Annotated in this window: 24 protein-coding genes and 1 riboswitch; of the genes, 6 read left to right on the plus strand and 18 right to left on the minus strand. The window is 43.9% G+C overall.

The window, feature by feature from the left end:
* Positions 1–192: 192 nt before the first annotated feature.
* From AC4PGZ_RS07960 to AC4PGZ_RS07985, 6 genes are read right to left on the minus strand one after another with little or no spacing between them, the layout of a single operon-like run.
* Positions 193–897, minus strand: a complete 705-nt coding sequence (locus tag AC4PGZ_RS07960; RefSeq protein ID WP_492158101.1) for a pentapeptide repeat-containing protein — start codon at positions 895–897, stop codon at positions 193–195.
* Entirely contained in the window at positions 890–2,011 is a 1,122-nt protein-coding gene (locus tag AC4PGZ_RS07965; RefSeq protein WP_492158102.1) for a DEAD/DEAH box helicase, read from the minus strand. The genes AC4PGZ_RS07960 and AC4PGZ_RS07965 overlap by 8 nt, the downstream gene beginning before the upstream one ends.
* Before the next feature lie 54 nt (positions 2,012–2,065).
* Positions 2,066–2,416 carry a GNAT family N-acetyltransferase gene (locus tag AC4PGZ_RS07970; protein WP_492160257.1) on the minus strand — a complete coding sequence of 117 codons (351 nt, stop codon included), beginning with the start codon at positions 2,414–2,416 and terminating at the stop codon, positions 2,066–2,068.
* Positions 2,338–2,622 carry a hypothetical protein gene (locus AC4PGZ_RS07975; protein ID WP_492158103.1) on the minus strand — a complete coding sequence of 95 codons (285 nt, stop codon included), beginning with the start codon at positions 2,620–2,622 and terminating at the stop codon, positions 2,338–2,340. Before AC4PGZ_RS07975 ends, AC4PGZ_RS07970 begins: the two co-directional genes overlap by 79 nt.
* A gap of 4 nt (positions 2,623–2,626) precedes the next feature.
* Positions 2,627–3,370 (minus strand): EFR1 family ferrodoxin, encoded by a 744-nt coding sequence (locus AC4PGZ_RS07980; protein WP_492158104.1) that lies wholly within the window; start codon positions 3,368–3,370, stop codon positions 2,627–2,629.
* Positions 3,371–3,383: 13 nt separating this feature from the next.
* The gene (locus tag AC4PGZ_RS07985) at positions 3,384–3,905 is read right to left on the minus strand and encodes a DNA-deoxyinosine glycosylase (RefSeq protein WP_492158105.1); all 522 of its coding nucleotides are present in this window, start codon (positions 3,903–3,905) and stop codon (positions 3,384–3,386) included.
* A gap of 99 nt (positions 3,906–4,004) precedes the next feature.
* On the opposite strand from AC4PGZ_RS07985, the gene AC4PGZ_RS07990 reads away from it, so the two are divergent.
* On the plus strand, positions 4,005–4,253 hold the full coding sequence (locus tag AC4PGZ_RS07990) for a CPF_0552 family protein (RefSeq protein ID WP_492158106.1): 249 nt from the start codon (positions 4,005–4,007) through the stop codon (positions 4,251–4,253).
* Between the two features lie 73 nt (positions 4,254–4,326).
* Here AC4PGZ_RS07990 and AC4PGZ_RS07995 read toward each other — a convergent pair whose 3' ends face one another.
* On the minus strand, positions 4,327–5,403 hold the full coding sequence (locus AC4PGZ_RS07995; RefSeq protein WP_492158107.1) for a S66 family peptidase: 1,077 nt from the start codon (positions 5,401–5,403) through the stop codon (positions 4,327–4,329).
* A 122-nt stretch (positions 5,404–5,525) separates the two neighbouring features.
* On the opposite strand from AC4PGZ_RS07995, the gene AC4PGZ_RS08000 reads away from it, so the two are divergent.
* Positions 5,526–6,239, plus strand: coding sequence for a pentapeptide repeat-containing protein (locus tag AC4PGZ_RS08000; RefSeq protein WP_492158108.1), 714 nt, complete (start codon positions 5,526–5,528; stop codon positions 6,237–6,239).
* 45 nt (positions 6,240–6,284) lie between these two features.
* On the opposite strand, the gene AC4PGZ_RS08005 is transcribed toward AC4PGZ_RS08000, so the two are convergent.
* From AC4PGZ_RS08005 to AC4PGZ_RS08025, 5 genes are all read right to left on the minus strand, one after another.
* Entirely contained in the window at positions 6,285–6,494 is a 210-nt protein-coding gene (locus AC4PGZ_RS08005; RefSeq protein ID WP_492160258.1) for an amidohydrolase family protein, read from the minus strand.
* Positions 6,495–6,816: 322 nt separating this feature from the next.
* Positions 6,817–8,451 (minus strand): DUF4368 domain-containing protein, encoded by a 1,635-nt coding sequence (locus AC4PGZ_RS08010; RefSeq protein WP_492158109.1) that lies wholly within the window; start codon positions 8,449–8,451, stop codon positions 6,817–6,819.
* Positions 8,452–8,538: 87 nt separating this feature from the next.
* Positions 8,539–8,715 (minus strand): transposon-encoded TnpW family protein, encoded by a 177-nt coding sequence (locus AC4PGZ_RS08015; protein ID WP_492158110.1) that lies wholly within the window; start codon positions 8,713–8,715, stop codon positions 8,539–8,541.
* Between the two features lie 52 nt (positions 8,716–8,767).
* Complete coding sequence (mobV, locus tag AC4PGZ_RS08020; protein WP_492158111.1) at positions 8,768–9,724, minus strand: MobV family relaxase; 957 nt, start codon at positions 9,722–9,724, stop codon at positions 8,768–8,770.
* A 119-nt stretch (positions 9,725–9,843) separates the two neighbouring features.
* Positions 9,844–10,245: a cysteine-rich VLP domain-containing protein gene (locus AC4PGZ_RS08025; RefSeq protein WP_492158112.1), complete on the minus strand. Its 402-nt coding sequence runs from the start codon at positions 10,243–10,245 to the stop codon at positions 9,844–9,846.
* 347 nt (positions 10,246–10,592) lie between these two features.
* Between AC4PGZ_RS08025 and AC4PGZ_RS08030 the strand changes: the two genes are divergently transcribed.
* Positions 10,593–11,408 (plus strand): helix-turn-helix domain-containing protein, encoded by an 816-nt coding sequence (locus AC4PGZ_RS08030; RefSeq protein WP_492158113.1) that lies wholly within the window; start codon positions 10,593–10,595, stop codon positions 11,406–11,408.
* 32 nt (positions 11,409–11,440) lie between these two features.
* Positions 11,441–12,478, plus strand: coding sequence for a S66 family peptidase (locus AC4PGZ_RS08035; RefSeq protein WP_492158114.1), 1,038 nt, complete (start codon positions 11,441–11,443; stop codon positions 12,476–12,478).
* Between the two features lie 906 nt (positions 12,479–13,384).
* Here AC4PGZ_RS08035 and AC4PGZ_RS08040 read toward each other — a convergent pair.
* Positions 13,385–14,014 (minus strand): SdpI family protein, encoded by a 630-nt coding sequence (locus AC4PGZ_RS08040; protein WP_492158115.1) that lies wholly within the window; start codon positions 14,012–14,014, stop codon positions 13,385–13,387.
* A gap of 44 nt (positions 14,015–14,058) precedes the next feature.
* Positions 14,059–15,597, minus strand: coding sequence for a cardiolipin synthase (gene cls, locus AC4PGZ_RS08045; protein WP_492158116.1), 1,539 nt, complete (start codon positions 15,595–15,597; stop codon positions 14,059–14,061).
* A gap of 139 nt (positions 15,598–15,736) precedes the next feature.
* Positions 15,737–15,920: riboswitch (Lysine riboswitch) on the plus strand.
* A 112-nt stretch (positions 15,921–16,032) separates the two neighbouring features.
* Between cls and AC4PGZ_RS08050 the strand changes: the two genes are divergently transcribed.
* Together AC4PGZ_RS08050 and AC4PGZ_RS08055 are read left to right on the plus strand one after the other, a co-directional pair.
* Entirely contained in the window at positions 16,033–17,448 is a 1,416-nt protein-coding gene (locus tag AC4PGZ_RS08050; RefSeq protein ID WP_492158117.1) for an APC family permease, read from the plus strand.
* Positions 17,449–17,458: 10 nt separating this feature from the next.
* Positions 17,459–19,060, plus strand: a complete 1,602-nt coding sequence (locus AC4PGZ_RS08055) for an amidohydrolase (protein WP_492158118.1) — start codon at positions 17,459–17,461, stop codon at positions 19,058–19,060.
* Between the two features lie 64 nt (positions 19,061–19,124).
* Here the strand turns inward: AC4PGZ_RS08055 and AC4PGZ_RS08060 are convergent, their stop codons facing one another.
* The 4 genes from AC4PGZ_RS08060 to AC4PGZ_RS08075 all read right to left on the minus strand — a co-directional run bounded on the left by AC4PGZ_RS08060 (position 19,125) and on the right by AC4PGZ_RS08075 (position 22,539).
* The gene (locus tag AC4PGZ_RS08060; RefSeq protein ID WP_492158119.1) at positions 19,125–19,376 is read right to left on the minus strand and encodes a GlsB/YeaQ/YmgE family stress response membrane protein; all 252 of its coding nucleotides are present in this window, start codon (positions 19,374–19,376) and stop codon (positions 19,125–19,127) included.
* Positions 19,377–19,410: 34 nt separating this feature from the next.
* Positions 19,411–20,655, minus strand: coding sequence for an RNA-guided endonuclease IscB (gene iscB, locus AC4PGZ_RS08065; RefSeq protein WP_492158120.1), 1,245 nt, complete (start codon positions 20,653–20,655; stop codon positions 19,411–19,413).
* Between the two features lie 335 nt (positions 20,656–20,990).
* Entirely contained in the window at positions 20,991–22,424 is a 1,434-nt protein-coding gene (locus AC4PGZ_RS08070; RefSeq protein WP_492158121.1) for a sodium:solute symporter family protein, read from the minus strand.
* Positions 22,414–22,539: a hypothetical protein gene (locus tag AC4PGZ_RS08075; RefSeq protein ID WP_492158122.1), complete on the minus strand. Its 126-nt coding sequence runs from the start codon at positions 22,537–22,539 to the stop codon at positions 22,414–22,416. Before AC4PGZ_RS08075 ends, AC4PGZ_RS08070 begins: the two co-directional genes overlap by 11 nt.
* Positions 22,540–22,598 lie beyond the last annotated feature (59 nt).

Genomic DNA, 22,598 nt, shown 5'->3' on the forward strand with positions numbered 1-22,598 from the left:
TTTTATAGTTGTTTTGAAATAAAAAATTTCACATATTATTACAAATCACAGACCGCCATGATTTCTAATAACATGTGAAATCTACTCGCCAACTAACTATATTCTTATAATACACCACTTGTAAGTAAATGTAAAGCTTTTTTTAAAATTTTATGTTATTTCTGACTTTTCTAACAAAAAAAGAGAAAAGCGCTATGCTTCTCTCTCATCACTTTCGATAAACTTTATTATATAGCTCAGGGTATGGAAGTCTCTGTCGGCTTTTTCCGATAACAGCTTAAGTCCATCTATTATCTCCTGTTCTGAATATATCTCAAGAAGCAGCATGATGCTAAGGGTATTTATTCCCCCGTCTCTGGTGTCAAGCACTCTTGATTTCTTTATATAGTCATTGTTCATTGCATTTATTATGGCTACTCTGAATTCCTCACTTATCTCAATCTGAGGCATGTCTTCAAAGACTTTTATCTCTTTGCTTTCGAGGTTCAGATCCTTTATATTGCTCATTTCAGTGTTGAGGAAAATCGTGTTCTTGAAGATAGCTCCCTTAAAGCTCACGCCCTCGAGCTTGGATGAATTGAAAACCGTATTCTCAAATCTTGCGGACTTCATCGAGCTGTTCTTAAGATTTGCGCCTGTAAATTCTGCCCATCTGAAGCTGCAGCCGTTAAAGCTGCTCGACTTGAAATGAGCTCCTCTGAAGCTTGCATAGTCAAAATTGGAATCTCCGAAATCACACTTGTAGCAGTCGCTTTTTTCAAGATTGGCATACATGAAGTTCTTTCCACGCTTTTCAGCATTGTTATAATTCATGCCCTTCTTCTCAACCTTCTTGCCGGGTTTTGCCGATTTTTTAAGTTTATTATCGGACTTTGGTGCCTTTTGAATCTTAATCATGGTCGCCTCCGTTCAATTTTCTTCTTGGTATCTTAAACTTAATACTCTCCTCTATAGCCTTGAGCTGCTTCAGGTCCTTTGGATCTGTAAACAGACATGTATAGCCTTCTTCGCCTGCTCTTCCGGTCCTTCCTATTCGGTGTATATAACTTTCCGCGCTTTCGGGAATGTCATAATTATAAATATGGCTTACTCCGCCTATGTCAAGTCCTCTGGCTGCTACATCTGTCGCTATGAGATACTGAAAATCTCCATTCCTGAAGGATTTCATTATCCGCTCTCTCTTGGCCTGCACTACGTCGCTGTGAAGCTTCTGACAGTCATACCCTCTTCTGTGAAGCGATACTTCAAGCTCATCTGCTCTTCTTTTTGTCCTGCAGAATATTATAGCCATGAATGGATTGTCTTCGTCCAGCACTGAGCAGAGATCCCTGAGCTTGTTCCTGTCAATTGATTCAACTACATTCTGTCTTATGCTCTCAAGTGTTATCTCTTCTCTGTTTACCGATACCGTAACAGGATTATCCATATATCTGTATGCCAGTCGTTTTACATGGGAATCCAGAGTAGCAGAAAGGCACAGCATCTGCCTTTTTTTAGGAAGCTTTGTCATTATATCCTCGATCTCATTTCGAAATCCCATCATCAGCATCTGGTCAGCTTCATCAAGCACGAAAGTGTTGACACTGCCGAGATCGATGCTCTTCCTCAGTATGTGATCTATAAGCCTTCCCGGAGTAGCTATTACCATATGGATGCTCTTTTTCAGCTTTCTCAGCTGTGATCCTATATCCCTGCCGCCATAAGCCGCAAGAATATTGATATCTTTGTATTCTCTGAGCTTTTCCGCCTCATTTGTAATCTGTATTGCAAGCTCTCTGGTTGGCGTCATGATGAGCACCTGGATCTGATCCTTTGATATATCTATATCTTCAAATAACGGAAGCAGGAACGCGAGTGTCTTGCCTGTGCCGGTCTGTGCCTGCGCAATCAGATCTCTTCCTGACCTTATATACTGTATGCTCTGCTCCTGAACTGGAGTAGGTACCGTTATACCATTTTTTTTCAAAAGTCCTGTCAAATCTTCACTGATGCCTAATTCTCTGAAATCCACAATCATCTACCTCTCTGTTATATCTTAAAGTACACTTTTTACATTATCTCATATCTACCCATTCAATGCACGGAATAATTCAATTTCTTCTCCAATTGTTTCAAATCCGAGCCTCGAGTACATATCCCTGGGAGTGTCATCCTTATCTGCAATGAGGTATATATTTCTGACTTCTCTGCTTATAGCATCTTCAATCATGCTCCTCAGCATGGTAGTGCCTATGCCTTTTCTCTGATGTTTTTTAACGACATCGAAATCTTCTATTTTGGCATAGCCATCCTGAATGAAAAGCTCGCATTTACCGGCCGGCTCTCCATCAAAATAGGCTATATATGCCTCCAGGTTGTTATCCCCGGATTTGTAGACATCACGATTACCCCAGGATGTACCAGGACTTTCAAAAATTCCTGCTTTCTGTCCTTATACTCCTTCAGCTTATCAGCCAGCAACCTGCAGATCTCTTCTCCTGTGGATTCCTTTATGAAGATGCAGTTGAAGGCATACATGCCAGGAAGCTTATCATCATAAAATCTTTCATATCCACTGCAGTTTTCATGCGCTGAAAATATATTTATATATTCATTCTCAATCTCTCGGTATTCGCTAATCATATAATTATCCTTCCTGCTCCTTAAAGTAATATCTTCCCTTATTCCTGGTTGAATTTCCATACTGAATAGATTTTTCGGGGCATCTGTTTATGCATGCGAGGCACATCAGGCAGTCATCTCCCCACACTGGCATACCTTCTTTGAGATTTATGTTGTGCGTCGGGCATATTCTTTCACACAGACCGCATGAAATGCAGGTTCCATCTACAGAAAATGGCTTTGTGTTTTTCCCGAATTTGTTGAACATTACAGACGCAACGCTTGATTTCAGAAATGCATTCGAGCCCTCAAACACATCCCACACGGCTTTCCTGCTCATCACATCTTCACTGAGTGCTTCAAGCTTTATTTTCGCGGCATCGATTTTCTTCGCGGTATCCTGAGCTGTATCCACGTCATATCCGATGATGTAGCTGTTTGGCATACGTATGGAATACGCCGAATTGAGATTTATTTCTTTTGCCAGCTTTTTCATGGAAAGCCCTGCCTCGTCTCCACAGGTACAGACTGCAAAGCAGAAAGCGCCCTCTTCGATTTTAATGCTCCTGATGAATTTCATGAAGAAGTCTGGTACTGCCCATGCATATACCGGAAATACAAATCCTGCGGTTTCTTCTTTTCTCACTGTAATAGATACTTCGTTATTGTTTATATATCCTGCAACATTTACCAGAGTATCTCCGGTTTTTTCAGCGATTTTTTCGGCTACCCATTTTGAATTGCCCGTGCCTGAAAAATAGTAAATCATGACTGCACCTCCATTACTTAATTAGAAACTTTTTTAAAGATGACCATTCATTTATGAGCCTCTCAAGAGAATATGCCGCATTTGCAGGACTGGTTGAAGGCAATGCTTCTATCTTGATTCCCAGTTTTTTTTCATGATGTTTTTCATAAAGTTTTCTTGCTGTAGCTCCATTGGCAAATATATGCGTTATCTTTGTATTAAGTATTATTTTTTCCAAATCTGACGGAACCACGTTTTTGATGCTGCTGTCGCTCGAACCATCTATAATGCAGCTGTCTATTACATCCCATACAGCTATCCTGTTTCTTATCAGGAATTCCTTTTTGTCTTCTATTGTTTCAGGGACATCTTCTTGCATTACGGCTGCAAGCACTTTCCAGAATCGGTTCTGTGGATGCCCATAAAAAAACTTCTGCTGCCTTGATTTTACGGATGGAAAGCTCCCTAGTACAAGAATCTCTGAATTAGAGTCATATACTGGATCTATTGAATGTGAAACAACATAGTTATTTTCATTTTTATTTTTTTTATTCATATTATTCTCTCAAAATTGTAATGACAATTTGTTTAATACTCTACTTCAAAGGGTAAAAAATTAACAGATATATTTGTGATATGACTGAGAGGAGAACTTATGAGAATTATAATGGGTATTCAGATTGAGGACCGGGACAGCGATGCAGTAAGGGTGCAGGAGCTTCTCACAAAGCACGGATGCATAATCAAGACCAGACTTGGACTTCATGAGGCAGCCGGCACCATGTGCAGCAGCAAGGGACTTATAATCCTCGAATTTGTAAGCGGATCCGACAATGAAGTATCTGAACTTGAAGCTGAGCTTAACAAGCTAAAAAATGTGCTAGTCAGAAGAATGGAATTCTAATATTAAAAACGCCTTCACGCATCTTCCTTTCGTGCCTGCAAAATACCCCTTTGCGAGCACGAAAGGAATTTTTTTATGCTCTGAATAATGACTCTCCGACTTCTAAAGTCTTTTTATCAAAATCAAGCTCTGCCTCGAGTCCATAAGGAATCACGCATCTCGGATAAGCATGCCCAAAATTCAGATTGTACATCACAGGCAGCCTTTCGTCATCTATGACTTCTTTGATTATCGTCTTATACTCTTCATAGAATGCCTCGTCTGCCGGTTTTCCAAAAATCACTGCGGCAACTTCTTCAAATATACCTGTTTCCTTAAGCGAAAAAAGCTCTTTTCTGAATTTTTCCGGCTCAGGCTTTTCTTCACAGGTTTCAAGAAAAAGTATCTTTCCTCTCCATTCACTTAGATCCGGAAATATGCCATATTTTTCGCACATAGCCTTCTGATTTTCATACCGGTTTACAGTAAGGATATCATAAAAACTCTCAAGGCAGCCGCCGAGCAGCCTTCCCCTTACTTTTCCGCTTCCCTGTATTATCTCGTGTCCTCTTTTTTCCGGATGTGATATCCTTGGTATTCCAACGGAGTTCTCCGAAAAATCCGTGCGCTCCTCATACCATATGTCGCTTGATTCTATGCTGTATCTGTCTTCTGCTGCGAAATATTTTGAGAAGAAGCTCTTCGTATAAGGAAGCATCTCATCATCGAGCTCAGCAAGGTCGCACACAAAGTTAGGGCCATAGAATGTAGTGATTCCCATCTTATAGAACATCAGATGATTTATCGTAGTGTCAGAAAATCCTGTAAACAGCTTTGGATTTTTCTTAGCATGGGAAATGAAATCATTATCATCCATTATATACGGAAGGAGCCTGAAAGTATCATCTCCTCCTATCGCACATATTATACCCTTTATTCGCTCATCGTAATAAGCATCCTTTAGGTCCTGAGCCCTCGCCTCCGGATGCTCCTGAAGGTATTTCATCCCTCTCAGCGCATTTAGCATTACAACTGGCTCAAGGCCAAACTCCCTTATCCTCCTAAGTCCGATTTCAAGCTCATGCCTTGCAAAATCCTCTCCCAGCATTCCACTCGAAAGACTTACTATGGCAACTGCATCTCCTTTTTTAAGTGCCGATGGCTTTATCATGATGCTCCCTCCTGTGCAAAAATCAATTTAAGTTTGATTTCAGATATTTCGAAATTTGATTATATTATATCATACTATTTCATTAATTATAATTTGGGTATAATGTCTTTGAGGTGATAAGCATGAAAGTACTTAAGAAAAACGAACTGCTTGATATTATACTTGATCTCCGGACCAGAAATTCATACAGAAAAATAGTAATAAGCGATTACTGTATCGAGGACATGAGCCTTGAACAGATGGATCTGTCCAATATTGATTTTTCATGGTCAGACATAAGGAATGTGAGCTTCAGAGGTTCCATACTCCAGAGCTGCATATTTGATAACACACTTTTTATTGATACTGATTTTTCATATTCAGATCTGAGAGGAAGCAGCTTTGCCGGCTCAAACCTTCGAAAATGCATACTATATTCCTGCGATGCAAGAGGCGTCAATTTTTATACTTCGCTGCTTGAGGGTGCCAATCTCGAAAAAATAATCACGGATGAAAGCACTCAGTATTTCAGACTCAGGTGTCCTGAATCAGGATATTTCAAGGGATATAAGAAATGCTTCAACCAGAGGATGGTCACGCTTCTCATCCCAAAGGATGCAGGGCGTTCGTCTGCAACCTCAGATACATGCAGATGCAGCAAGGCCCGGGTGCTTGAGATTTCAAATCTCGACAGGTCTCAGTTTTACACCGAAGCCTATTCCTATGTTGACAGCAACTTCGTGTACAGGCTTGGCGAGATGGCCGTGGCTTCTAACTACAACGAGGACAGATGGTCCGATTCTACAGGCGGCATCCATTTTTACATGACCTGGGATGAGGCCGCGGGATACATGTAAAAAAACAGGCAGTCAACTGACTGCCTGTAAGCATTTTGCATGTAATTATTGATTTTCCCTTTTATAAATCTTTTCCCCTCCAATAAACGTCTCGTCTACTGAAACTTTATCTATATCCTCTGGAGATATGCTGAATATATCTTTGTCCAGTACTATGAAGTCAGCATGATATCCCGGTTTGAGCTGCCCAACTGAAGAAAAGTTGCATACAGCCGCAGCGAGTACCGATCCCTTCCATACTCCGTCATTAGGTATATATAACTGTCATGAGACCTGTCGAGGTCGTAAGGCAGGCCACTATAACGCATACCGAGAGCACATTCATTAAAAAACGTATGTAAAATTACCATCGCTCATATGAAATGCAATTTTTGTGCCAATTTTTGGAAAACTTGCTAATTGCGCTTTTGCAGATTAAACAGGCGCAGGTATATAGAAAAACAGCGTGTTTTTATGATCATTTTTGTAATTATTTTTACATATGTGTAAAAAATATGCGCAAAAAAAAGAGGTGCCGATAATTAGCGCGCCCCCAATAAAGAAGTATTTGTACGGCATACGGCATGGTCAGTTTTGACTATGCCGTTTTGCTGTTTGTTTCGTTCATATCCGGCAGTTCAATCACACCGACACAGTTGTAATGGATTTCCACCTGCTGTACCCGTTTCCCGCTGCTCTTGTCGGGAGCGTGGATAATGATTTTTTCCACAAACTCATTGAGTACGGTGGGGGTCAATTCCTTTACTTCGGTGTACTTTTTCACCGTAGCAAGAAAGCGGTCAAGGCTCATAGCCTGTTCCTCCTGCCCAGTCAGTTCCGCTTGTAATGCGTCAGCTTTTTCCTGTAAATCTTTCTGTTCGGCTTCATACCCGCCGGACAGCTTTTCAAATCGTTCGTCAGAGATTTTCCCGGAAACATTGTCCTCATAAATCCGCTGGAATAGCTTATCCAGTTCTTCCATGCGCCGCTGTGCCTGTGCCAGCGTCCGGCGTTTTGCGGAGATTTCTTTTTTCCGGTCAGCCGCCGATTTTTCCCCCATCGACTTCACAAATTCGTCCTCGTACTCCCGCACATACTGAACCGTCCGCCCGAGGTGTTCCAGCACCAGTTTTTCCAAGACCACCGTCCGGATAAAGTGGGCGGAGCAAGTACCCGTGTTGCTCTTGTAGTTGGAGCATACAAAATGGTCTTGCCGTTCCTCAAAATAGTTGGTGGTGCAGTAATACAGTTTCGCCCCGCAATCCGCACATTCCACAAGGCCGGAAAACATATTGTGCTTCCCCGTCTTTGTGGGGCGGCGTTTGTTCTTCCTAAGTTCCTGCACCCTGTCCCATTGCGCCAGTTCAATAATGGCGGGGTGGGTGTCACGGATAATCTGCCACTTTTCCGGCGGGTTCTGTATTTTCTTTTTGCTCTTGTAGGACTTCTTTGTGGACTTGAAGTTCACCGTATGGCCCAGATATTCCATGCGCTCCAAGATAGCGGATACCACTTTGTTGTCCCATTGGTACGGGTCGGCCTGTATGGCGTTTGAGGCGCTCCTGCCGTGGGCTACCTTGTAGGCGGTGGGGGTGGATACCTGTTCCTGCCGCAGACGCTTTGCAATCTGCAACGGCCCAAGCCCGGCAATACAAAGGCTGAAAATCTTCTGCACCACCTTTGCGGCTTCTCCGTCCACCAGCCAGCGTTCTCCGTCCTCCGGGTCTTTGATGTACCCATACGGGGGATTGAAGCACAGCCGTTTTCCGGCGTTGCTCTTTGCCCTCCACACAGCCCGGATTTTTTTACTGGTGTCCCTTGCGTACCACTCGTTGAACAGGTCACGCACCGCCACCATATCATCCAGCCCTTTGAGGGAGTCAATGTTGTCGGTCACGGCGATATAGCGTACATTGTGTTCGTCCAGAATTTCCTCTAAAAGCTGTCCAATGACAAGGCGGTTGCGCCCAAGCCGGGAATGGTCTTTCACAATGATTGCCGTTACCTGTCCGTACTCCACAAGCGCCATCATTTCCTGATAGGCGGGGCGGTCAAAGCTCGTGCCGGAATATCCATCGTCCACGAAAAAGCGGGGGTTGGGGAAATTGTTTTCTTCGGCGTATCTCTTTAGAATTTCCTTCTGATTTACAATACTGTTGCTGTCGCCTTGCAGTTCATCGTCACGGGATAATCTGCAATACAAGGCGGTAATCATGTCTGGCTGTCTGTTCATAGCGTTGTCCTCCTTTTAAGGGGACAGCCGGACAAACGGTAATGTATGATATTATTATACCGTGTCCGGCTGTCTTTGTCACCTTTGTCAATGCTGGCTGTCGGTTAAAATCAGCCGCTTCATTTTAGCGACCATATCTTCCTTTGCCTGCTCATTGAACCGGGAGGACACAATGTATGTGGTGCCGCCGATCTGCCGCTGAAGCGTCAGCGGCGGCATCTCTTTTTTCGGGGGTTGGGGAATATGGGATTTGTCTTTTTCCATTCAAATTCCTTTCTCAAAATTACAATATTCGGTTGTCAAGGTGCAATATTTCTTAAAGCTGATTGTCTTTCGTATAGGCTTTTCCTCTCTGTTCCCGCCGCACCTGTTCCAGAATGTCGGTAGGGATACGGTCAACAAGCCGCTGGATATTATGCAGTTGGCTTTCCAGTTTGGCCCGTTCCATTGTGTCTTTCAGCTTGCCTGTTTCGCTGGCTTTGGCCCGGGCTTCCAGCTTCTTGTTTTCTTCCAACAGGTCATTTATCGTAACCTTGTACTTTTTAAGCTGTCCGCTGAAATTCTCCATCTGGGGGAACCACTTTTTCAGCAGGGCGAGGGCTTCCTCTTTCTTCTTCCCGGCGTTCAGCGGCCCGATATTATCCAGCGCCGTTTCAATGGCCTTTGCCTGTTTGGAAAGGGAAACCGCTTGTTTGAATAACCGGGTGGGGATATGCTTCCGGTCTGTCTGAAAGGCACTTTCCCCACGCTCCAAGTCCGGGTATGCCTTTACCATATGGGCGTGAAAATCGTCCTGCCACCGGGAAAGGCTGGCCCAGTTTCCTAAAATCTCTTTGGCTGATAACCGGTTATCCTCTGTCAGCGGTACAAAGGTCAGGTGCATATGGGGCGTTCTCTCGTCCATGTGAACCACCGCCGACACGATATTGTCCCGGCCTACCCGCTGGGTAAGGAAGTCAGCCGCCCTCTGGAAGAACGCCGCCGTTTCCTTTGGGGATTTTCCCTTGAAAAATTCCGGGCTGGCGGTTATCAGGGTATCCACAAACCGGGTGCTGTCCTTGCGTGTCCTGCACCCGGCCTGTTCGATACGGTTTTGAATGAAGTGGTAATAGCGTCCCTCCGGCTTTACGATATGAAAATTGTGCTTGCTCCGGCTGGTATCAATATCCGGGTTGCTGGCGTATTTATCCTTTTGTCTTTCGTGATGGGCTTCCAGCGGCCTTGCCGGATTGCCCTTATGCTTTTCAAAGCGTAAGATTGCGTGTTGCGGCAATCTATCAATCCTCCTCCCTGTGGACGGTTAGAAGCCCGTTTTCCGGGGTGGAGGTACAAACATACCACTACCCCGGAAACAGCTTCAAAAAACCTTGTCATACCGGGCTTTTTCAGCCCTTAACTGTCTGCTTTGTTCCGTCTTTTCCTTCCGCTGGCGTTCTTCTGCTTCCTTTGCATCTCCTTTGCACAGGCTTCACAGTATTTCGCCCGGTTGGAGCCGGGAACGAAAACCGCCCCGCACACAGCGCACCGCTTCACATCGCCGCTATGGAAAATCTCTGTTTCCAGCGGCTTGTCCAGCGGCAAAACCGCATGGCGGAACCATGTGCAGCATACAGAATAGGAAATGCTCTGGACACAGACGCATTCCTCCCCATCGTCCAGCAAAAGGCAGTTGCCGTTATCATAGTTGCAGCACTCCCGGCGAATGAGAGCGTTGGCCCGTCTGCGCTGTCCCGGCGTCATGCGGGGCAGGGAGCCGTCCGGCCTGCGTTCTATGGGTTTCAGTTTATCTCTCATGGGTATCCTCCGTTTTCTTTGTCCTTTGCCGTTTCTCCCGAAAGCCGTTCCTGCCCCATTTCTGCGGCGTTTTACAGCATTGGCACGCTCCCCGGCACTTCGGGCCAAGTTGACCCGAAGTGCGGTTCGTGGCGGTGCTTCCCCTGCGGGTGGTATCCCTTTCGGACGGTCATTCACTTGTGCTGTCCATCGATGAACTAACCCAAGTGTATACTTTTTTGACCGCCCTTCCCGTATATCCACAAGGTTGGAAAACGGGCCGAAAATGAAAAAATTCCACGCTTGTGGAAAGGTATGGTATAATGGGAACAGGCAGAAAACCGAAGCGGAGAAAGGAGGATACGGTTATGAATGTGACCTTGACGATACAGGAAAAGTTAAAGGATTTACGGGTGGAGCATGGTTTGACGCTGGAGCAGTTGGAACAGCGGACGGGCATTTCAAAATCCGCTTTGGGCAACTATGAAACAGAGGATTACAAGGACATCAGCCACACCAGCATTGTGACGCTGGCGAAATTCTACGGCGTGTCCACCGATTACCTGTTGGGGTTGACTGAAAACAAAAAGCACCCAAACGCAGACCTTGCGGAACTGCGTTTGAGTGATGGCATGATAGACCTATTGAAAAGCGGAGCAATCAACACCCGGCTTCTTTGTGAAATGGCGGCGCATGGGGATTTTGTAAAGCTGTTAGCCGACATTGAGATTTATGTGGACGGTATCGCCAGTATGCAGGTGCAGAACCTGAATGCCTATGTCAATCTGGCGAGAGACACCATAGAAAAGAAATACCGCTCCGGCGAGCATGACCGCCATATCCGTATCTTGACCGCCGCACACATCAACGAGGACGAATATTTCCGTCATGTGGTGCATGACGATATGGACGGTATTATTCAGGGCATAAAGGAAGCCCATAAGCAGGACAGCACCAGCGCACCGGAAACCGATTTTGTGCGGGAATTGAAGCAGGACATGGAGTTTGTTTCCAGCATTGAGGGAAGCGCACAGAAGAAACAGGTTGCCCTGTATTGCCGGCGGCTTGGGATTGATTATACCAAGCTGACCGAGATTGAATTTGAAGTGATGATGCGGGTGCTGGGGAAGTCCAGGCATTTGAAAGGGCAAGGCAAGAAGCTGGGCAGGAAGAAACGAAAGTAGTCTCTATATTTTATATGAAAGGGGCAAATAAAATGATAAAACCGAATACACTACAGGCTGGGGATACTGTTGCTCTTGTTTCCTTATCTTCTGGTATTGCGGGTGAAAAAACATTTTCACACAGGGTAGAAATTGCTAAATCACGGCTCGAAAATGACTTTGGGCTTAATGTTGTTATTATGCCTAATTCTATGAAAGGGATTGATTTTCTTGACGAAAATCCACAGTTGAGAGCAAAGGATTTAATGGATGCCTTTATGGATGCCAGTATAAAAGCTGTCATTTCTATGATTGGCGGTGATGATACAATTCGCCTTTTACCTTTTATTGATTTTGAGATTTTACGAAAAAATCCTAAAATATTCGTGGGATATTCTGACACTACAGTCAACCATTTCATGATGTATAAAGCTGGAATAACCTCGTTTTATGGCCCATGCGTATTTGCTGAATTTGCTGAAAATGGTTCAATGCACAACTATACAAAGGAATACCTTAAAAAAGTATTGTTTGAAAAACATGATACAGTCACCATTCTTCCCAGTCCGCAATGGACGTCAGAATTTTTAGACTGGGCAAATCCAGAAAACAACACGATATTTCGCACCATGTTGCCAGACAACAAAGGATATGAATTATTGCAGGGGAATGGAGTTGTGAAGGGGAGGCTTATTGGCGGCTGTGTGGACGTGTTTCCAATGATTGTTGGGACAGAAATCTGGCCGAATAAAACCCAATGGAAAAACAGTATCCTGTTTCTCGAAACATCAGAAGAATATCCGTCCCCAAACAGCTTGAAATACCTGCTTCGTGGAATGACAGCGCAAGGGTTGTTTGATGAAATTGGCGGCATCATCTTTGGTAAACCCAAAGATGAAAAACATTATAGCGAATATAAAGATGTTCTTATGCGGGTAGTTGGAAAAGAAGCTGGACGCTATGATTTACCAATACTGTATAATATGAACTTTGGACATACTGCGCCTATTTGCACACTTCCTTATGGAATAATGGCAGAAATAAATTGTAGCGAAAAATCGTTCAAATTGATAGAAGCAGCAACCTGTTAATTAACAATGGCGGCATAAAATGAAGCCTGCTTGTAGTCTGGGTCGCTACGCCTATCCAACCGGTCAAGGGACGAGTAGTATTTTGCTGACGCAAAATCTCCACTCTTAAACCCTTGACTGACAGGATTTTTGTCGTACCATTGCGCCACCGACAACGGGGAACAGGATAAAATCCTGCCCCGTTGCCGCTTGCTCCATTTTACGGCAAAACCGGCTCCGCTACATTGGTAGTAATCGTTAGTTTTTACGGTGGCTCTGCCCCCGCACCCCCAGCCTCCTCCAAAGAACAGGCGAAAGGCGTTGTCAATGGGAATGTGGAATAGCGGACAGAGTGAAGCGGCGGAGCATATGCCGCAAAAGCCCATTGATATAAGCCGAAGCCCACACTAAACCGCAAGGTCCCCATGTCCTTTCACATGGGGACCTCTGCCACACGGCGAGTGGGGGGAGTTCCAGAGGGGGAACGCCTCTGGATAGCCGTTGAGGACTTCGGGCCAACTTGTCCCGAAGTTCAGACGGTAGACGAGGGATTTCATATACGCCCTGTCCGCTGATGAAACCGGACTGTCATTTGCGGCTTCCCCTGCCGAAAATTCCCGCCCGCTTTCCTGCCGCTTCAAACACCCTTGCCCTCCCCGGCGGCAACGGTATTTTCACGGCAACGCTGACAGAGCGTATAACACACTACACTTTGCTTCGCAAAGTCGTGTGCCAAAGGGTGCCCCTTTGGAAACCCCGTTGAGCGTGTTATGGCTTTGCCATTCCCACTCAACGCAAAAGACGGACTATCAGCGCAAAGCTGATAGTCCGTCTTTTATTGTCACATTCCGCTTGCCGACTGCCCAATCTGAATGTTCCTTGATACTTCCTTATTGGGTGTCAGCTTTATTCAGCCCTCCAGATTTTTTAAATGTTCTTTTTGAAAAGCAAGTAGGAATATACCGTCGGAATTACAGTAATTATTATTATTACTGCAAAAAGAATTACTTCTGACTGAAAATACGAGTTTACAATCATGCATATCCCTCCAGCCACCCACAGGCGGCCTGATAATCGGCTTGTCCTGTTCCAGTTCTCCTCGCTGTGGAGAGTCCACGGAAGCCTTATTCCAACTGTATAATTCTGCTTTATCGATGGCAGGAAGATACCGATGATTATAAAAATAACTCCCACAAGCAGGTTCATAACAAATCCTATGTTTATATCATATCCGGCAGCTATCCCATATGTCGAAAGACAAGCCACCAATGATGTAAGCGGAATTATCCAGAATACCATGTCAAGCATCCTGTCTCCTATGTTTTTCTTCTTTGGATCATTAAGCGTTATGAATATCATCAGGAACTGGATAGCAAGAAGCATCGCAGGTATTCCAAATACAGCAAATGACTTGCTGCTCCATCCATCTGGGACATTATCGCTTCCCCAGTGTGTAACGATTCTGTCCGGCATCCTGTCCCAAAGCAGAAGCCCTGCAATTATCGGCATCAATGTGACTATGCTGGTTATTATGATAGTCTTTCTGTGTTTTTTCATGACATCTCACTCCTTATCATTTGAAAATATGCTCTAAGGCATTATCAGAACAGTATCGCAAACACCCTCATCACGGCATCGAAAAGACTGGCGAAAAAGCCCTGATTCATATCCTGTGCCTTTATCTCCCTGCTCACCGATATTGTTTCAAGCGAGTCATCTCTTAGGTTTATCAGGGTCTTGCCACCATAAATAAGCGTTCCGCATTCAAAGTGAAGAAAAAGGCTTCTGTAATCCATGTTTATAGTCCCTACTGCTCCTATCCTGTCATCACTCACGTAGCTCTTTGCATGAATGAATCCAGGGCTGTATTCATAAATCCTTACGCCCGCTCTGAGAAGCGGCATATAGTTGGATCTGGTTATCCGAAATACCAGCTTTTTGTCAGGTATGCCGGGTGTCACTATCCTTACGTCTACGCCTCGCTTTGCAGCAAGGCAGAGCGCAGACTGAAGCTCATTGTCTATTATCAGATAAGGTGTGAATATATATACATATTTTCTTGCCTGTGACAGTATCTCTATATATACATTCTCACCCACAGGCTCACTATCGAGCGGCGAATCTGAAAACGGCTGAACAAAGCTGCCTGCTTCAGCTTCGATCATATTTTCAAGTTCTTCTTCGCAAGGCCTGAAGTCCTCAAATTTTCCAGTGTCCGTTCTGAATGCATTCCACATTTCGAGGAACATCACCGTAAAGCTCCATACGCCCCTGCCCTTAAGCATTACGCCAGTATCCTTCCAGTGTCCGAATCTCTCCTTCTGATTGATGTATTCATCTGCAAGATTTATCCCACCTGTGAATGCTGTGTGTCCGTCAATAACAAGAATCTTCCTGTGATCCCTGTGATTCATAACAACCGATACGACCGGCCTGAACTTGTTGAATGCCATGCACTTTATACCCCGGCTCTCCATCCTATTCTCAAAATCCCCGGGAAGAAGAAACATGGAGCCTACATCGTCATATATCATCCGTACGTCGACGCCTTCCTCCACCTTCTTTACAAGCGTATCCAGCATCCGATTCCACATCACTCCCTGATCTACAATAAAGTATTCAAAAAAGATATATCTCTTTGCCTTTTCCATTTCTGAAATCATGTCAGAAAACATTTCTTCGCCTACTGGATAATACTTTGTCCGTGTATCAGAATAAAGGGGATAGCCGCTCCTGGTCATTATATAGCTGCTCGTGCCACAGGCCCTTTCGTCACTTATTCTCAGTTCTCTCACGCAGGCTTCATCCTGCACAAGAAATGGAATCGCGGCATCGTGCTCGCGGATGAGCTTTGCGCGCATAATCCTGGATGGACGCTTGTTTCCAAAAAGAAGATAAAATAGTCCCCCAAAAACAGGGAGAGCCATGATGAGTATTATCCATCCGATCTTGTATGACGCGTTTTCCTCCTTCATGTTGAGAAACAGCACGACAACTATGCTGAATAAGGACAGCGCCGAGCTTATCCATTCCGAATAATCAAGTATCCTAAGAAGAAAAGTCACTCCCCATACCAGTTGAACGATTATGATCAGCGATATCAGCAAAACTCTGTAATTGATCTTTCTCAATACATTCATTTGAAACCTCCCCGACTGTTTATCTATATCTATAGTATACCAAATTTCAGCAAAATAATTTCATTTTTTTGTTGACATGTATGAAAATACTGTGTTATTATGATAAACAATAATTTAATATAAAAATCCTCATCCTTCCGGGTGAGGTAGAGGCGCGATTTCTATGATTAGCAATACAGAGGACGGAATCCTGTGAAGTATTGTGAAAGGAGCGATCGCCGAAGCTTTAGATACCAAAGTCTATTGCTGGGTCTGCATCAAACAGGTGCAGGACTGTCATCTTAGTATTTCGCTCGATACTTTGATGTTGCGCTATCTCACACAGAGCCAGAAGGGAGAGTGATTATCTTGGCATTGCCATGTTTAAAATCACCTGACTATCCGTCAGGTTTTATTTTATCTAAAAACAAATTAATTCATTAAGGAGAAAAAACAATGAGCGACATTGCAATCACAACAAATCAAGCTGTAATAAACAGCAATTCAAATATCAGCCAGCCCGGTGCTGCTGAATTCAAGAAAGAAATAAGCCTCTTTGGAGGCATAAGCATACTGGGCGGAATAATGATCGGCTCAGGAATATTCTACCTCGGATCATATGTCCTTATGAGAACAGGAATGAGCATGGGCCTTGCGCTTCTCAGCTGGGTAATCGGAGGAATCGTATCGCTTTTGGGCGGAATATGTTATGCTGAGCTTGGAGCTTCGGATCCAAGAGCAGGAGGTTCAACTGTATATCTTAACAACGCATACTCTCCTCTCGTAGGCTTCCTGAACGGATTCAACAGCTGGCTGATAGCTGGCCCCGGATCGATCGCTGCAATAGCTATAGCGCTCCCGAGTGCCCTTACTAATCTCGTGCCGCTTGGAGAAATGCAGATAAAAATCATAGCGATAATCCTTATAATCGGGCTTACCGCAGTAAACTACTTTGGAGTCAAATCCGGCTCAATCGTTCAGAACATCTCAATGGTAGCTAAGATGATACCGATAATAATAATCCTTGTGCTTGGACTGGCTATGGGAAATGTAAGCCCAGACCTCAGCCTCAAGCCTGTAACAGGAGAGACTGACCTCGGTTCTATTTTCAGCATGGTTGCATTTGCAGTAGTCGCAACTCTATGGGCATATGAAGGATGGACAAATCTCAACACCGTAGCCGAAGAAGTAAAGAACCCAAAAAGAAATCTTCCTCTTGCAATCATAATATCTATAGTATCTATAACCGTGCTGTACACGCTTTTCAATTATGCTATATACAAAGTAATACCTTTTGACCAGATAGAGACCCTGCTGGCAAATGATGACTTTTATCTGGGTACACATGCAGCAAAGATGCTGCTTGGTGATGCCGGCGGCCTGCTTGTAATGTCGGCAATGGTCATCGCGATGTTTGGATCTCTCAACGGCTGCATTCTGGCATTTCCGAGAATGTACTATGCCATGAGCGAGGGAGGGCACTTTTTTAACAGCTTCAAGAAGCTTCACCCTGTTCACAGAGTTCCATATATACCGCTGCTTGTGCAGGCAGCTATTTCAATAGTGCTTGTAATGCTGAGAGACCTCAATCAGCTTACATCGCTGGTAGTTTTTACCGGAATGCTGTTCAACACTCTCAGCGTATTTGCAGTATTCATATACAGAAGAAAATATCCGGATATGGAAAGACCTTACAAAGTATTCCTTTATCCATTCACAGTTATAATAACAGTACTGATTTTCGCAGGACTTCTCGTAAATACTTTTTCAGAGGATCCTCTGACATCACTTATAGGACTTGGCGTACCTGCAGTGGGCGTTCTATTCTATCTTTACTTTGACAGACGTAACAGAAAAATTCAGAATATATAGGGGGAAAATCATGAACACATTAATCACAAACGGAAAAATTTATGTAGAAAAAGGCCTCTTTCATGAGGCAATGCTGATCCAGGACGGAATCATAGTGCAGACTGGATCAAACAGCGACTTCGAGAGCGCTTCATATGAAAACCATATCGACCTTGGCGGAAAGACTGTAATCCCCGGGCTCAACGACAGCCATCTTCACCTTTCATATGTCGGAACCACGATGCGCTCATGCAAGCTGAACCAGGCAAGGTCAATAGAAGAAATCATCGAAATCGGAAAAAACCACCTCGAAGCAAACCCAGGTACGGCCGCACTATATGGAAGAGGCTGGAATCAGGACTACTTTGTGACAGGCGAAAAAAGAATGATAAACAGGCATGATCTGGATCAGATATCAACAGATATCCCCATAGTGTTCGTAAGAGTCTGCGGACACATGGCAACAGGCAACAGCAAAGCCATAGAGATGCTCGGCGTAGACGAAACCACGACGGTAGAAGGCGGCGTTATCCAGCTTGGCGAGGACGGACAGCCAGACGGCATATTCTGCGAAAGCGCAACAGCGCTTCTAGACACCGTAATCCCAGAAAAGACGGACCTGGATATTGAAAAGGATTTTCTCACAGCCGCAGATTATGCAATAAGCATGGGCCTTACTTCGGTTCAGTCATGCGATATTCAAAATGTAGACGCCCAGAGGATATTCAAAGTAATAAGAAACATCTATGCGGATAACAAGACAAGGCTGAGATTCTCTCACCAGTTCAATTTTCAGGATATCTCAGGACTTGAGGATTATATAAATACCGAATTGAACTCAGACGGCTATGATGAAAAATTCCTTTCAAGAGGAGCGCTAAAGCTTTTCATAGACGGTTCGCTCGGAGCAAGGACAGCCTTCATGCTGAGCGACTATCACGATGAGCCAGGCACAAGAGGCGTAAGCGTTCTGTCGCAGGAACAGCTGGATGATATACTGAGTCTTGCCAGCCAGCACAATATAAGAGTAGTTACACATGCAATCGGAGACGGAGCAGTGGAGATGCTCATAAATGCTTATGAACAGCAGATGAACGGCGGCGAAAATACCCTGAGACACGGCATAGTCCACTGCCAGATAACAAGCACTCAGCAGCTTGAAAGAATAGCAGCGCTTAAAATCCCAGTGCTTTATCAGCCGATATTCCTTGACTATGACATCCAGATAGTAGAAGACAGAGTAGGTGAACACCTCGCCTCAACGTCTTATGCATTTAACACCCTCTACCAGCTTGGAACGCCAGTCAGCTTTGGAACGGACTCCCCGGTAGAAGATCTTAATCCATGGGAAAACCTGTACTGCGCTGTAACAAGGCAGCGACTTGATGGAACTCCGGAAGGCGGATTCTGCCCAGAGGAAAGAATGGATATCTCAGATGCGATAGACTGCTACACGACTGGAAGCGCATACAATGAGTTCAGGGAAGATTTCAAGGGAAGGCTGATGCCGGGCTACGCAGCTGATCTCGCCGTGCTTGACAGAGATATATTTGAAATAGATCCAGCGCAGATAAAGGACGTAAGAGTAGATATGACCATGATAAACGGAGAGGTTGTCTATACAAGACAGTAGAATCTGAATAAGCTCAAAAATGCCATAAGAACTAATGTCCTTATGGCATTTCCTATATCAGTCCCTATTTTTTGTTTACAGCATTAAAGAACCAGAGCAGAGCACAGGATCCTATTATTGCAACGGCAAAGCTTCGAAGATTAAATCCTGTGACTCCCGGAGCTCCAAGAAAGCTCATGAGAAAACCACCGACCCAGCTTCCCACTATACCTACAATGATGTTCTTCATCATACCCATGTTTTCATTCTTCTTGCTTATGATGCTTGCCACCCATCCTGCAAGACCACCAAATATAATCCATGATAACCAGTTCATATATTTTCAAGAGTTCGGAGACCCGTGACTTTAGTCATGAGATGAGAACTCTTGATGTCACCTGCCTCTCTATTAGTAGTGTACTTCGTTTTTCCAATAATTTAATATTCTTAACACTTGCACTCTTGTGAATGGATGTACCATTTAATTTACGCAAATCGAAATACCCGGTAGCTCTTCTTCCAAAGATAAAACACTCTGTATTGCCATGCTTAACCTTATCAAACAACCTAAACCCTTTTACCACGTAAGGTGATTGGTTCAACTTCTTTTTACCGCCTTTAAGGAAGTTAGCTTTGTGAATTTGCCTATTATGTTTTCTCTTGAAAACTTGCAAATAAATAACATCACTTCTTTTAGCACTTAGGTTTCCTGTAATACAAAAGGCATCTGCGTTGTGCGTCTTTTCTATTTTACTGTTTATTCTGTTGTTTTTAGTTATATATCCATATGTCATTGATACATTAGGGTATATTTCTCTCAGCTTATTGTATACCTCCCATCTCATAATACCCATGAAGGCTGCATCTCTAAAGGAATTACTACTACTTATCTTAAGCTCAATCTTGCCTTTATGAAAATCGCTGTGGCAGGTTTCACAAAGTGTTACTAAGTTAGCCGGGGAATTCCCTCCGGTTTTACGACTTTCTAAGTGATGGACGTTTAGTCTTTTGTCTTTAGACTTGCCCTTACAGTGTTGACATATATGACCATCTCTAAACAAGACGTATTCCCTTACATTCCAAAAACCCATTTGGTCACCCTGTTGATATTCTGCTCCACTGATTTGTGGGTCTCGAATCTTTTGAATATCGAAGCTCGCAGTTTCTATAATGAGCTTTGTGATTGGCAGTATCTTGTAAATATCAGCAATCACCCTTAGATGACTATCCACTTTATGCTGAACAGATGGAGCCAGCCAGCCTTCAGATTTAGTCCTATTGTTAAAACGAGGCTCTCTATAGCGAAGATGATTTCTTCTGGTTCTTCGGTTTTGTCTTCGAGTTGAAAGCAGCTCTACTATATCGTTTCTCAAAGTAACCTCAGATGCGAATAACTCATCATTTTCAGTTGTGGCGCTAAGCCCAATAATCTTACTCCCTGCATCAACACCTAAAGTAACTGGTTGTACATATTCAGTTGTGTCATAAAGTAACTGAATCACGAAAGGTGTTCTTTTGACTACTTTAGCCCTATTCGACTTCAGGAGATGTTTTACTTTCCCATGCCTACTAGTAGGCATAAGAGGCTTACCTTCTTTACTTAAAATATAGACCACAATATTTCTCCTTTTAATATAACTTAATACATAATGCCAGTTAAAGAACTGGTAAAATACCCTTCGCCAATGTTGTAATTGCTTTTTACGCCTGCGGCACCGCTTTTATTAACCCTAAAAAGCTTTTAACCACAAACAACAGAGCTACGGATTAGGATAAGCGTCCATAGGTGTTATGACAAAAACAACGTAGTGCCCTAAGCACTCAGGCTAATCAACCAGGCCTTTGATAGACCCGAAAAACGGGTCCACATCAAGCCTTCGACTTTAGTCGAGGGTTAGTTGACCGCAGAAAATACCTGCAGCTATATTATACCCAGAATATCAAATTTATATTAACTGAAATTTTCTCTTCTGGCTGAAAAACCCATAATGAGATACACTGCAGATCCCGCCATTCCCGCCAGAATCGGCGCCTCTACCCAGCCTACATTAAACTTCAAGACCAGCAATAGATTGGCTGCGAACCCTGTAGCCATTGAAGCAAGGCAGGTTCTTAAATCCGCTGTCACCAGCGTTCTCATTATCGTAGGTCCTACAAACATCGATATAAGTCCGCCTGTTCCTATATATGCCACCTGATTCAGCATCCCCTGAGGAGCCACGAATGTAAGAAAAAGTCCCATTAAAGCCGTGAACATAACGATGATTCGATTAATTTTATCATTTGGTTTTGAGTCTCCGTTTGAAAGGGAGACGAGCATATCGTATGAAAGAGACGAGGCCAGTGCCTGAAGTACCGAGCTTATGGTAGAGAGCATGGCAAACAATATAAATAGTGTGATAATTCCTCCTACAGCCGGTGGCAGATAAGTTTTAAGAAACACCGGCATAGCGCTGTCCGGATTTGCAAGCATCGGATTTTTATACAGCATATACATTCCCACAAAAGGTATCAGGCTCAGTATTATTCCCATTGGAGCCATATAAAGTGCCATTTCATGAACTTTAATATCCTTCTTTAGCGAAAGAAATCTTACCGACATATATGGAAGAGTCGTCGTAAACAGAAGAGCATATATAAACACAAGAAACACGCTGTATTTGGAATTTCCATAAGGTGCAGATGACGTAGGATTTATTAATTCAGTATTTATTTTTCCTACCGTCGATATCATCTCGCCCAGCGAAACATCCTTTATGATAACTCCAAATACTATAATCGAAGCTATAATCATGCCAATACACATTATGGTATCCGTCAGCGCCACCGCCAGAAGCCCACCCTGCATCGTAAATACGGTAACTACCAGAAGCAGGACCACAGATGCATATATTTCAGGAATCTGAAGCCATTCAGATGCTACCAGTCCCACCGCTCTTATCTGTCCAACCATATACACTGATAAAAATACAAATGTTGCAAGCCCTGCGATGAAATGCACTGCCCGTCTCTGCATGTCAGTTCCCTTATGGGTTGTAGAGAGGTATTCAGGCACTGTAAGGCCACCGCTCTTCTCCGCATTTTTTCTCATGAAGTTTGCAAAAAACAATGTACCAAAGACTATTGCAGGTGCAAAGAAGAAATTGGCAAGTACTTCTATAGAGCCAAATGCGTATGCAGTTCCCGGAGAGCCAATGAATCCCCACCCGCTGTAACCAGTGGCCATAAGAGTCCCGGCTCCTACAAATGCGCCTATCTGCTTGCCACCCAGAAGAAACCCCTCACCTCCTTCAGCGGTCTGTTTCTGTATCTTGTTTTTTGACCAGACCCCAACTCCAATAAGACCCGCCGAGGCAATAATGAATACAATCCAGTTAAATATCACTGAAATCACCTCTTCCTGGCATTATAACTTCTTTATAAAAATAAAAACCTATGGACACCGCCATCATAATCGCACATCCTGAAATAAACATATTAATCGCCCATGATCCAGTCATATTTGCCTCCTTCTATAATGCAGTTTATTTTATCGGAGCCAGAAATATTCTGGCCCCGT

Source organism: Proteocatella sp. QWL-06 (assembly GCF_058684135.1).